Below are 13,388 nucleotides of genomic sequence, written 5' to 3'. Positions count from 1 at the left end.
TAGATTTTTTTAATTAAATATGGAGTAAGTGCTTGATTATAAATGTTATCTTTAAATAAGTCACAAAATTTAACATTATGGAAAAGCCAAGTTACTTGAAAAATTCAGAGGATATAAGACTTTTTAATGAACTGAGAAAAAAAGTGAATCAGCGTTTAGAACAAATTCCCCAAAACAGGGATGTATATATTAAGATCAAAGCGGTTATCCTGCCTTTGGTCTATTTTGCGTTGTATTTCTTTGCTTTATTTAATGCTGACAAACCCTGGATATATATCGGAAGCTTTGTTTTAATGGGAATTTCCTTAGTGCTGATTTATTTAAACCTGATCCATGAAGCGGCTCACAATAACATTTATAAAAGTAAAAGACTGAACTCGCTGGTGCTGCATATTTTTGACTTTGTAGGAGCCAATTCATACATCTGGAAAAAAAGACATATTGCCAGCCATCACGCCTATCCGAATGTGGATGGATGGGATACGGATATTGAGCAGAGCGGCCTGCTTTTAATAGTTCCATGGGTTAAGGCAAAAGGTGTGCAGAAATTCCAGCATAGATTTTTCTTCCTGGTATATCCTCTTTACCTGTTCAATTGGATGTTTATCAGAGATTTCAGGGATTTTTTTGATAAAGAAAGAGTGATTTTAAAGACACAGGGTTTCATTCCCCTTATTGAAAAAATAAAAATGGTGATTTATAAGCTGTTCTATTTCTTTTACCAGATTGTAGTTCCCATCCTGTTCTTTAAAGTATCCATAGGTCTGGCTTTGGGAGCGTGGGGCCTTCAGATTATTGCGGCAAGCATTTTTGCGCTGTTTGTATTACTGCCATTGCATCCGCTTCCTGATAATGCTTTTCCAAAATTAGATACCAAAAATGGGCTTCCGTTCAGCTGGCTCCGTCATCAGTTTGAGGTAACCAATGATTTAAAAGAAAATAACTGGCTGGTGAGAAATATTTTGGGAAATTTTAATTTTCATGTGGCCCATCATCTTTTTCCGAATTACAGCTATATGTATTATAACGAGATCACAGAAGAGATCGAAAAATTTGCAAAAGAACACGGCTTGGAATATAAAAGATTTCCAATTTTTACTGCTTTAGGCAAGCATGTAGATCTGCTGCGGCAGAATGCAAACAACGCCTATTATATTTTAGAAGAATAAAAATTAATGAAATATTTAAGATTGTCGGGCCTTGAGCCTCTTATTATAACGCCGGAAAGTAATTTCATCAATGTTGGTGAGAGAACCAATGTTGCCGGCTCCAAAAAATTTTTAAGACTGATCAAAGAGGAGAAATTCTCTGAAGCACTTGATATTGCCCGCCATCAGGTAGAAGGTGGCGCACAGATTCTTGATGTCAATTTCGATGACGGATTGATCGATGGAAAAGCTTCCATGATTAAATTTCTGAATTTAATAGCTTCAGAACCGGACATCTCAAGAATTCCCATCATGATTGACTCGTCCAAATGGGAGATCCTGGAAGCCGGACTTCAGGTGGCACAGGGTAAATGTGTCGTCAATTCCATCAGTCTCAAAGGCGGTGAAGAAGAATTCATCAAGCAGGCCAAAGCCGTCAAAAGATATGGTGCTGCAGTCATTGTAATGGCATTTGACGAAGCAGGTCAGGCGGACAATTATGATCGAAGACTTGAGATTTCAAAGCGGTCGTATGACATTTTGGTTAATCAAGTTGGTTTTCCTGCTGAAGACATTATTTTCGACCTGAATATTTTCCCTGTGGCAACAGGAATGGAAGAACATAGAAGAAACGCTATCGATTTCATTGAAGCCACCAGATGGGTAAGACAGAATCTTCCTTATGCTTCCGTAAGTGGTGGTGTGAGTAATGTTTCGTTTTCGTTTCGTGGAAATGATACCGTAAGAGAAGCCATGCACTCCGTATTCCTTTACCATGCCATTCAGGCCGGAATGAATATCGGGATTGTTAACCCTTCCATGCTGGAAGTATACGATGAGATCAATAAAGAGCTTTTGGAGCTTGTAGAAGACGTGATCCTTGATAAAAGAGAGGATGCTACAGAAAGACTTCTGGATTATTCTGAGAAAAATAAAGCTGTAAAAAAAGAAATAGTTGAAGACCTGGAATGGCGTACAAGGCCTTTACAGGATAGAATTACCCATGCTCTGGTAAAAGGAATCGACCGTTTTATTGAAGAAGATGTGGAAGAAGCCAGACAACAGGCCGCAAAACCATTGCATGTTATTGAAGTTAATCTTATGACCGGAATGGGCGTTGTGGGAGACCTTTTCGGAAGTGGGAAAATGTTCCTTCCACAGGTGGTAAAATCTGCAAGGGTAATGAAAAGAGCAGTGGCTTATCTGCAACCCTTTATTGAAGCCGAAAAAGACGGCACAAGGCCGGCTAACGGAAAAATTCTGATGGCGACAGTAAAAGGTGACGTTCATGATATTGGAAAAAACATCGTAAGTGTGGTATTGGGCTGTAACAATTATGAAATTGTGGATCTGGGAGTTATGGTGCCTGCGGAAAAAATTATCCAGACAGCTATTGAACAGAAAGTGGATGTTATCGGATTAAGCGGGCTTATTACGCCAAGTCTTGATGAGATGGTGTATATCGCTTCTGAATTGGAAAGACAAAACCTTAATTTTCCTCTGTTGATTGGCGGTGCAACCACTTCAAAGGCTCATACCGCTGTGAAAATCGATTTAAAATATAAAAATGCAGTAGTTCACGTTAATGATGCTTCCAGAGCAGTAAATGTAGTGAGCTCATTGTTAGGCGACAGAAACAAAGATTATGTTTCAGACCTGAAAGACGAATACTCTGATTTCCGTGAGAAGTTTCTGAACAGACAAATTGATAAAGATTATGTTTCCATTGAAGAAGCCAGAAAGAGTCATTTCAGCATCGATTGGGAAAACGAAGAGATTTTTACGCCGAATAATTTAGGGGTAACCGTAATCGAGGATCAGGACCTGAATGAATTGCTTCCGTTTGTTGACTGGTCGCCATTCTTCAGAAGCTGGGATCTTCACGGGAAGTACCCGAATATTTTAGAAGATGAGGTGGTAGGAGCCCAGGCTAAAGAGCTGTTTAAAGATGCCCAGGTTATTTTGAAAAGAATCCTTGATGAAAAACTGCTGAAAGCAAAAGCTATCTTCGGAATTTTTAAGGCCAACTCCAATGATACCGATGATATCTTAATCTTTAACGAAAATAATGAAGAACAGGCCAGGTTCCTGACTTTAAGACAACAGGCTCAGCGTTCAAAAGGAAAAGAATATTTAGCATTAAGTGACTTTATTGCGCCACAGGCTTCCGGTAAAACAGATTATGTAGGAGCTTTCTGTGTAACTACAGGCTTCGGTACAGACGAACTTGCTGAAGAATATGAAAAAACCAATGATGATTACAATGCCATCATGGTAAAAGCTTTGGCTGACAGATTCGCAGAAGCTTTTGCAGAATTTTTACATAAAAAAGTAAGAACAGAATATTGGGGCTATGCCAATCAGGAAAATTTAAGCAATGAAGAGCTGATTGCAGAAAAATACAAGGGAATCCGCCCCGCTCCGGGATATCCTGCATGTCCGGATCACCTGGAAAAGAAGACCATCTGGGACCTTTTAAAAGTAGAAGAGAACACCGGAGTTTTCCTGACTGAAAGTCTGGCGATGTTCCCGACAGCATCTGTTTCCGGATATTATTTCGGAAGCCCGCATGCCAAATATTTCGGCCTTGGAAAAATTACAGAAGACCAGCTTAAGGATTATGCAGAAAGAAGAGGCTGTAGCATTCAGGAAGCAAGAAAGTGGTTGTCACCCAATTTGGCGGATTAATACATATATCAACAGGCACTTTAAAGCTACAATAATAACTAAACTATAAAATGAAGATCACTGAACATATTAAAAATGCAAATGGCAAGACTTTATTCTCCTTAGAAGTCGTTCCGCCCCAAAAAGGGATCGGAATTGAAGATCTGTATACCAACATAGATCCGCTTATGGAGTTTAAACCGCCTTTTATTGATGTAACCACTTCAAGGGAAGAATATATTTACATTGATAAAGGGAATGGCCTGATGGAACGCCGGATCACCAGAATGCGTCCCGGAACCTTAGGGATTTGTGCCGCCATCCAGCATAAATATAACGTAGATACCGTTCCCCATCTCCTTTGCGGAGGCTTCACCAAAGAAGAAACCGAATATCTTCTGGTAGACTGTATGTACCTGGGAATAGACAATATAATGGCCCTGAGAGGTGATGCCATGAAAGGACATCAGTACTTTGAGCCAACACCCGGAGGTCATGCCAGTGCTATGGATCTCGTTCATCAGATTAATGACCTGGGAAGAGGGAAATACCTTCATAATGATGAAAAAGCCTGTGATGAGCTCAATAAATTCTGCATAGGAGTAGCCGGTTATCCGGAAAAACACATGGAAGCACCTTCCATGAATTATGACCTGAAATGGCTGAAAGAAAAAGTAGATGCCGGAGCAGATTATATCGTTACTCAAATGTTTTTTGACAATAAAAGATTTATTGAATTTGTGACGAAAGCCAGGGAAATGGGAATTACCGTTCCTATTATTCCGGGAATTAAACCCATCGCAACAAAAAAGCACCTGAAGATCCTTCCGCAGGTCTTCAAGATAGACCTTCCTGAAGAACTGATTAATGAAGTGGAAAATGCTAAAAATAATGAAGCGGTAAAACAGATTGGAGTAGAATGGGCTATTGCCCAATGCAAAGAACTGCTTGATTTTGGAGTGCCGGTGCTGCACTTTTACTCCATGGGAAAAAGTGACAATATTAAAAAAGTAGCCGGAGAGCTATTCTAATAGAGTTCAAAATGAAAGGAGCCCTGCTATTCAACAGCAGGGTTTTTTATTTAAAGGATAGGATGTCTTTCAAATTCTTTATCACGGTCAAATAAATACCGGTATGTAGCCAGTTTTCTGGTCACAGTAGTATCCAGGCTTTCCGCTATCTTTATCATTTTAGGATTAAAATCTCCGATCCACTGGAGCTCCGTAGTTTTAAAATCCGTATGCTTTCTCAGGTGCTGTGTTCCTTCCCATATCATATAGCCGTCGATCCCTTTTTTCTGCCATTCCGGAACAACACCGAATACCAAACCCACCATTTTTTCATTCTTTTTGAACTGCTTTATCCATAAAAATCTAAGCTTTTCCAGAATTCCGAACTTTCCGTTCAGATATTTGAACCACTGGTTCACATCCGGAAGATTCATCCACATGGCAATAGGTTTTTCATTTTCATACACAAACCAGGAAATATGCTCATTGATGATAGGTTTCATGGTTCTGAACATTTTGAGAACCTTTGCTTCTTCCAGCTGCTTGCCTTCGCCATGGGCAGCCCATGCCTGATTATAGATTTCTGTAAAATCTTTTGCAAACTTAGGCAGATCATTCTTTTTCATCGGTCTTGCAGAAATGGTTGGATTTCTGCTGTGCTTGGTATGCATCAGCGTGAAAATCCTTGAAACTTCTGCGAAAATAGGTCTTGAAAAACAAAGCTGCTCAAAATATATTTTGAAGCCATAATTTTCAAACAGCTCTTTATAATAAGGAAAATTGTAATTCATTCCGAAAAGCGGTTCAGCGAAGCCTTCAGTCAGAAGTCCCCAGAACTTATCCCGTTCCCCGAAATTGATTGGCCCGTCCATAGCTTCCATACCTCTTTTTTGAAGCCAGTTTTTACAATGATCAAAAATAAAATCTGCAGTTTCCTGATCATTGATACAGTCGAAAAAACCAATTCCTCCGGTAGGCTGTTTCTGCTCATAAAGTTTAGAGATGAACACGGCCACTTTTCCTACCGTTTCATTCTCTTGATTTTTAAATAAGAACCGGGCACATTCCCCATCCAGGAAAGATTTATTCTTTTCAGGATCAAAAATCTCTTCGATGTCCAGATTTCTGGGTCTTATATAGCTTTTGTCATGCCGGTAAAGTTGGGCAGGAAATTCTAAAAATTTCTTTTTCTGGTTGTCACTCTGTACTTCTTCGACAATAATCATAAGGCTAAGTTGAGAAAGGATAATGTTTTTCGTTCAAAATGAAATTGATGAACAGATTTTATCCGTATTTTTGTTGCAAATTAAATAAAAATGGTTGATTTTACCGATAACGACGATGATATTTTCACAGGAAAAGAACATACGCCTATTAGGAAAGATGCTTTTAATAAATCGCCACAGGAAAAAATAGAAAAAATTACCGAGCTTTTCGGTGAGATTATGGAAACACTGGGGATGGATATGACGGATGATTCTTTAAAGGATTCACCTAGGCGTGTTGCCAAAATGTATGTGAATGAAATTTTTGGAGGGCTTCTTCCTGAAAATAAGCCGGGAATTTCCACGTTCTCCAATAAATATAAATACCGCCAGATGCTGGTGGAAAAGGATATTACCGTATATTCTTTCTGCGAACACCACTTTCTGCCGATCATCGGAAGAGCGCACGTTGCCTATATTTCAAACGGTGAAGTGATTGGCCTTTCCAAGATCAACAGAATTGTGGATTATTATGCAAAGAGACCGCAGGTTCAGGAAAGGCTGACGATGCAGATTGTAGATGCTTTGAAAGAGGCACTGGGCACCAAAGATGTGGCATGTATTATCGATGCAAAACATTTATGCGTCAACTGCAGAGGAATAAAAGATACGGCAAGCTCTACCATTACGGCAGAACTGAGTGGTATTTTCAGAACCAACCCGATCACGAGACAGGAATTCCTGCATTATGTGGGGAGTCATGCTAAATTAGATTATTAGTAAAAAAATATGAACTATCAGATTCTAAAAAATATTGTTACTGCCGAATTTCAGAGATTTGAAACAATTTCTGAAGAAGAATGGTCTTATAAAATTTCACCGGAAAAGTGGTCCAAAAAAGAAATTTTAGGCCATCTTTGTGATAGTGCCCTGACTAATATCAGAAGATTTGTAGTTACACAATACAAGGAAAATGATAATATTGTATACGATCAGGATTTTTGGGTAAAAGCGCAGAATTATCAGAATATTCCGGTTTCAGAAGTAATCAGCCTTTGGAAATCCTTAAATTTTCAGATCGTTCATACTGTGGAAAATATTCCTGATGAAGCCTTGAAAAGAACCTGTGATACTACAAAAACAGTTCCTCAGACGTTTACGTTGGAATACATTATTCAGGATTATATTGATCATCTGCAGTATCACTTAAAAGCAATTTAACAATGGTAATATTTAAAAAAGTTTCAAATAAAATTTTTCTCACGACAATTATTTGTTGTGGCCAGAATTATTTTAACTAATTTTTAAATCCTTTAATCATTGAATCTTTTAATTTAAAAAAATGCAATTAAAACTATATAACTCCCTTACAGGAGAAAAAGAAATATTTAAACCAATTTTAGAAGGAAACGTAGGAATGTATGTCTGCGGACCTACCGTGTACAGCAATGTGCATTTAGGAAATGTAAGAACATTTCTTTCCTTTGACTTTATATACCGAACCCTGATGCATTTGGGGTATAAAGTAAGGTATATAAGAAATATTACGGATGCAGGCCACCTTACAGATGATGGGAACGTAGATAACGACAGGTTTGTAAAACAGACCCGTCTTGAAAAGCTGGAACCTATGGAAATCGTACAGAAATATACAGTCGATTTTCACAAAGTGCTGGAGATGTTCAACCTGCTGCCTCCCAATATTGAACCTACAGCTACAGGTCACATTGTAGAACAGATTGAGCTTACGCAAAAACTTATCGAAAGAGGTTTCGCGTATGAAAGCAACGGCTCCGTATATTTTGATGTTCTGGAATACAATAAAAGAGGTCTGAACTACGGTGAACTTTCAAAACGTAATATCGAAGAGCTTTTTGCCAATACCCGTGACCTTGACGGGCAGGGCGAAAAGAAAAACCCTCAGGATTTTGCCTTGTGGAAAAAAGCATCTCCTGCACACATCATGAGATGGAACTCTCCATGGGGTGAAGGTTTTCCGGGATGGCACCTTGAATGTACTGCGATGAGCACAAAATATTTAGGTGAAAAATTTGACATCCATGGGGGTGGAATGGACTTGAAATTCCCGCACCATGAATGTGAAATTGCACAGGGAAAAGCTTGCAATGATACAGCTCCGGTTAATTATTGGATGCATGCCAATATGCTGACGATGAATTCTCAGCGTATGAGTAAATCTACAGGGAACTATATCCTTCCGATGCAGTTAGTTACAGGAGAAAATGATTTTTTTGAAAAGCCTTTCCACCCTTCTATTGTGCGTTTCTGCTTCTTGCAGGCACATTATAGAAGCGTCCTGGATATTTCAAACGATGCGATGATTGCGAGTGAAAAAGGTTTCATAAGGTTAATGGAAGCTGTTAAAGTATTAAATTCGATTATTCCGAATAATGAAAAGCAATCTGAATTCAATCTTAAGGAATGGAAAAATAAATGCTACGATGCTTTAAATGATGATTTCAATTCTCCAATTTTGATTGCTCATTTATTTGAAGCTGTAAAATATATTTTTGCTTTAAACGATGAGAAAGAAACAATTTCTGCTGAAGATCTTGAAGATTTAAAGACAACGTTACATGCATTTATATTTGATGTTCTGGGACTTCAGAATATTGAAGAAAATAATAATGAGAAACTTGACCAGACCTTAAAAGTTTTAATAGAGCTGAGAAATCAGGCAAGAAAATCAAAAAACTTCGACCTTTCAGACCAGATCAGAGATAAACTGCTTGCTGAAGGAATTGAATTAAAAGACGGAAGAGACGGAACAACTTACGTTCTGAATTAATCCTGAAATAAAATAATACAGCTCCCGCTGATGATGTGGATTCTACAGATCAATCTGTTGTAATCCGTGTGATCTGCGGGAGCTCTTTTTTTGTTGAGGTACAGGCAATCCTACTTTTACGATTAATTGCGGGTATAATTTTTTGCAGGCTTTACCTACTTCTGCTTTCTTGAAATTTCAACCACCGACTCTAGTTATGTCAGCGAAGCGGGCAATCTTTGCTTCTTTAAAATAATACAGCTTAATGACCAATCTTTGCGTTAAAAAAGCAATAGTATCACAATTGTTTCACTAATGACACATGTTAATGTCCAGTGTTATTGGTGAAATTTGTGTTTAAAAAAGAAAAATAATTTATCAAAACCTCAACGTTTAGATTAAATGATTGTAAATATTATGCAAACAGTATTATTTTTTTATGATTCAATCTGTAAATTGTGTAACTTAGTTATAACTAAAATGATCACGAATCTAAATTCTACATTGTATGAAAAAACATTTATTCCCTCTTTTCCTGCTTGTACTTGGAGCTAATGTCCAGGCACAGCAGGATTTTTTTGCTATTGCCGGAAAAGATACTTCCAGTATAGTTTTTAGTGATTTCCGTGCCATGGATGCGTTAAGCGGTGATTCCGGAGAAAAATTGTTTTCGGCGGATACTGTGGCAAAAGTATTTTCTCAGGACAGGAAAGGCATTATATCAGAAGATAAGAATTCGTACAGTCATTCCCAGGCAGTTACTATGGCAGCTTTGGCTTATGATCTATCCAATAATAATTTGGTGTATATGCCTATGTTTTCATCAAATATTTATGTTTTAAATGCAAAAACTAAAGAAATTACTTTGGTGGAAAATACCGTTTCAAAAGTGACTTCCTGTGATATCAATTCCCACATCACAAGGATGGCCACAGGATACGACGGAAATATTTATGCCCTTAATAATGCCGGAACACAGCTGCTTCAGATCAGCAGAAAAGGAAGTCAGTACACAGTCAGTGACCTTGGGATTATTAAAGATGATGCTTCCAATGGAAAGAATTCATTTACAGCTATTGAAACAGGTTTCGGAGGCGATATGATTGCAGATGCTGAAAATAATTTTTATGTTTTTTCAGCTTCAGGAAATGTTTTTAAGGTAATTACAAAAGAATTGAAAGCCAAATTTATGGGTAAGATCTCCGGCATTCCTGAAAATTATTCTGTGAACGGATCTGCTGTTAATGCCAAAGGAAAAGTAATCATTGCAAGCGCTAAAGGAGACAGCTTATATGAAGTAGACCTTTTGACGCTGGAGGCAAAGGTTCTTCCTGGAGGAGAAAAACCTCATATTTATGATCTTGCCAGCAGATATTTTGCCAATGACAGAGCTTCTTCGGCAAATACATCGGCTAATATCGATATCTATCCGACCAGAGTAGATGAGCACTTTATCAACGTTAATGTAAATGATAAAGCTGTGAAAGGAAATTTAAAGCTTAGTGTTTTTGATATTTCCGGGAAAAATGTAATGGAACAGAATTTATCTGTAAAAGATGGTTCACTCAATCAGCAGGTTTATCTCAAAAATCTAGTCAATGGAGCTTATATTGTAAGCATTACAAATGAATCCGGTAAATCAATATTAAGTAAAAAAATTATAGTTACAGAATAAAGCTCAGACTATTGATATAAATTTCTTTAACTCTAATAAAATACAAGCCTTTTCAAGTTATTTTGGAAAGGTTTTTTAATGATTATTTGATCTTCAATAAGTTTTGTTTTTCGATATTAAAATGTATTTTTATAAAAAAAATATAGATGAAGCTATACTTTAATGTAGGATATAATGCAAAGGCCGGACAGAATCTACAGCTTATGATTGTTGATAATGAAAGTGCTGTTATCCAGACTCATGCCCTGTTTTATGCAGAAAACGGTATTTGGAAATGTGAAGTAGATTATTTCTCAAAATCAATCTCATATAAATATCAGCTTACAGATGAAAAGGGCAATATCCTTAGAGAAGAATTTGTACTGCACAATCTAAATTTCCCGCATAACTACAAAGAGTTTATTATTTTCGATGAATGGAATAATAAGAACTTCCCGGAGAACTATTTAAACAATAAAATTCTTTATAATAAACTGAATCAGTTTGTTCCGGAAAAAGCTGCAGTTTTAAAAAAACATACCCATTTATTCAGACTTGAAGCACCTGTTTACAATCCCGACTGGGAAATTGCCCTCTTCGGCAGTACAGCTTCTCTGGGTAACTGGAATTATGATAAAGCGATCCGTCTTTCACAGACAGATTTTGGAATTTGGGAAGCTTCCGTTGAAATTCCTGAGAATGAGTTTATCCAGTTTAAATATTGTCTCTACAGCAAAAAAGAAGGAAAAATTATTGATGTTGAAACCGGTGAAAACAGATTTACGGTTGCTAATCAGTTGAAAGATGTTCTGCAGATTGTTTCCAGTCATTATTTCAAATTCAAGTCCTACCAGATGTATCATGATGCTGGTGTGGCAGTTCCTGTGTTTTCTTTAAGAAGTGAGAACGGTTTTGGAGTAGGAGAATTTTCAGATCTTAAAAAGCTGGCCGACTGGACGAAGGAAACCAATCTTGGAATTATCCAGATTCTTCCGATTAATGATACAACAGCTAATTATTCCTGGACAGATTCTTATCCTTATGCAGCAGTTTCTGTTTATGCTTTGCATCCGCAGTATATTTCCTTAGAAAATCTTGATTTTGCTTTACCGGAAGAATTAGTTTCCGAATATCAGTCTGAAAAAGAAGCATTAAATGCTCTTGACCTGATTGATTATGAAAAAATGATCCAAGGAAAATGGAAGTTTTTAAAAGCGGTTTTCACTGCAGAGAAAGAAAAAATCTATAAGGACAGGAACTTTAAAAAATTTATAAAAGACAACGATTACTGGCTGACTCCTTATGCTGCTTTCTGTGTGCTTAGGGATAAATATAAAACACCGAACTTCAACGACTGGAAAACCCATAAAAAATATATTGCAGGAAAAATTTCACAGTTTTTCACTACAAAAAGCAAAGATTATGATGCTTCCATGCTTCATGCCTGGGTGCAGTACCAGCTTCACTTGCAATTGAAAGACGCAGTAGATTATATCCACAGCTTAGGAGTATCGTTAAAAGGAGATCTTCCAATTGGTATTTACAGGCATTCCGTGGAAGCGTGGACGGAACCTGAGCTTTTCGGAATGGATTTCCAGGCCGGAGCACCGCCGGATCAGTTTACAGAACTGGGCCAGAACTGGGAATTCCCGACATACAACTGGGAAGCCATGAAGGAAGATGATTACCGCTGGTGGAAAAACAGGTTTAAAGCACTGGAGCAGTATTTCGATGCCATGAGAATTGACCATATCTTAGGATTTTTCAGGATCTGGAGAATGCCAATTTCTGCTACACAAGGGATTTTAGGGTATTTTTATCCTGCGGTTCCAATTGTTCTGGATGAATTTAAAGCAAGACATATTCCTTTTGATTTCAACAGATATTGTAAGCCTTTTATCAATGAAAGAATCTTGTGGGAATATTTCGGGGAAGACAGCAGTAAGGTTTTTAAATTTATTAACAGCAATAATGACGGTACATACTCATTCAAAGAAGAATTTGATACCCAGAGAAAACTGGCTGAGTTTTTCAAAAAAAATCCTAAAGGCTCTATAGAAGAAAAGCTTATCTCTTTATGTGCCAATGTTTTGTTCCTTACTGAAAAAAGGAATGGCGAAACAGTATATCATCCAAGATTTAATGTGTTTAATACCCATTCCTATAAATATCTTTCAGAATGGGAAAGGAAGGCAATTTATGAGCTTTACCATGATTATTTTTTCAGAAGACAGGATCATCTATGGTATGAGAAAGCGATGGAAAAGCTTCCCGTTATTCTTAACGCAACAAAAATGCTGATCTGTGGTGAAGATCTGGGAATGGTTCCTGGCTGTGTGCCTGTTGTAATGGATGAGCTGGCGATCATTGCTTTAAAAGTACAGCGAATGCCGTCAGACAATATTCCCTTTTATAATCCTAAAAAAGCTGATTATATGAATGTGGTAACGGCTTCCTCACATGACAGCTCAACGCTGAGGCAGTGGTGGAAGGAAGATCCTGCATTGACACAGAAATACTTTAATCAGCAGCTGGTTCAGTACGGAAAAGCTCCGGAAGAAATGGATTCGCATCTGGCAGAAATCATCATGAAGCAGCATCTTTACACTGAGGCGATGCTGGCTGTTTTCCCTATCCAGGAGTTTCTGGCAGCTGACCCTGAATTGACCAACCCGAACATGGATAATGAAAGGATTAATAATCCTGCCGTTTTCCCTCATTACTGGCGCTACAGGATGCATTTAAAGCTTGAAGATTTAAAAAATAAGAAAACTTTCAATGAAAAAATTGCCTATTGGATAAAAGATAGCGGTAGATCATAAATTTAACATTTGATTATCAATTAGTTAAATGTAAATTAAAAGAAGTTTTGTCTTAGGATTTAACTTCTTTTTTTTATTTATATCCAAAAGATAG

The 13,388-nt window shown here is 37.5% G+C and carries 9 protein-coding genes; 8 read left to right on the top strand and 1 reads right to left on the bottom strand.

The window, feature by feature from the left end:
• Positions 1–77 precede the first annotated feature (77 nt).
• The 3 genes from ACMGDK_RS07425 to metF are packed head-to-tail and all read left to right on the top strand — an operon-like array spanning position 78 to position 4,846.
• Complete coding sequence (locus ACMGDK_RS07425; RefSeq protein ID WP_436807369.1) at positions 78–1,169, top strand: fatty acid desaturase family protein; 1,092 nt, start codon at positions 78–80, stop codon at positions 1,167–1,169.
• Between the two features lie 6 nt (positions 1,170–1,175).
• Positions 1,176–3,836: a methionine synthase gene (gene metH / locus ACMGDK_RS07420; protein WP_436807368.1), complete on the top strand. Its 2,661-nt coding sequence runs from the start codon at positions 1,176–1,178 to the stop codon at positions 3,834–3,836.
• Between the two features lie 50 nt (positions 3,837–3,886).
• On the top strand, positions 3,887–4,846 hold the full coding sequence (gene metF, locus ACMGDK_RS07415; RefSeq protein WP_306840381.1) for a methylenetetrahydrofolate reductase [NAD(P)H]: 960 nt from the start codon (positions 3,887–3,889) through the stop codon (positions 4,844–4,846).
• A 50-nt stretch (positions 4,847–4,896) separates the two neighbouring features.
• Here the strand turns inward: metF and ACMGDK_RS07410 are convergent, their stop codons facing one another.
• Positions 4,897–6,051 (bottom strand): hypothetical protein, encoded by a 1,155-nt coding sequence (locus ACMGDK_RS07410; protein WP_436807367.1) that lies wholly within the window; start codon positions 6,049–6,051, stop codon positions 4,897–4,899.
• Between the two features lie 90 nt (positions 6,052–6,141).
• Here ACMGDK_RS07410 and folE point away from each other — a divergent pair, with 90 nt between their 5' ends.
• The 5 genes from folE (at position 6,142) to ACMGDK_RS07385 (ending at position 13,294) form a co-directional block, all read left to right on the top strand.
• The gene (gene folE, locus ACMGDK_RS07405; protein ID WP_436807366.1) at positions 6,142–6,810 is read left to right on the top strand and encodes a GTP cyclohydrolase I FolE; all 669 of its coding nucleotides are present in this window, start codon (positions 6,142–6,144) and stop codon (positions 6,808–6,810) included.
• 9 nt (positions 6,811–6,819) lie between these two features.
• Positions 6,820–7,251 (top strand): DinB family protein, encoded by a 432-nt coding sequence (locus tag ACMGDK_RS07400; RefSeq protein WP_436807365.1) that lies wholly within the window; start codon positions 6,820–6,822, stop codon positions 7,249–7,251.
• Between the two features lie 121 nt (positions 7,252–7,372).
• Positions 7,373–8,839, top strand: a complete 1,467-nt coding sequence (gene cysS / locus ACMGDK_RS07395) for a cysteine--tRNA ligase (protein ID WP_436807364.1) — start codon at positions 7,373–7,375, stop codon at positions 8,837–8,839.
• A gap of 487 nt (positions 8,840–9,326) precedes the next feature.
• On the top strand, positions 9,327–10,493 hold the full coding sequence (locus tag ACMGDK_RS07390) for a T9SS type A sorting domain-containing protein (protein ID WP_436807363.1): 1,167 nt from the start codon (positions 9,327–9,329) through the stop codon (positions 10,491–10,493).
• A gap of 146 nt (positions 10,494–10,639) precedes the next feature.
• Positions 10,640–13,294, top strand: a complete 2,655-nt coding sequence (locus ACMGDK_RS07385; protein WP_436807362.1) for a 4-alpha-glucanotransferase — start codon at positions 10,640–10,642, stop codon at positions 13,292–13,294.
• Positions 13,295–13,388 lie beyond the last annotated feature (94 nt).

Origin of the sequence: Chryseobacterium hilariae (genome assembly GCF_051400735.1) — a bacterium.
In the GTDB taxonomy this organism is placed as follows: Bacteria; Bacteroidota; Bacteroidia; order Flavobacteriales; family Weeksellaceae; genus Chryseobacterium.
The sequence above is the reverse complement of the archived record's forward strand: the minus strand, read 5'-3'. Positions and strand labels throughout refer to the sequence as shown.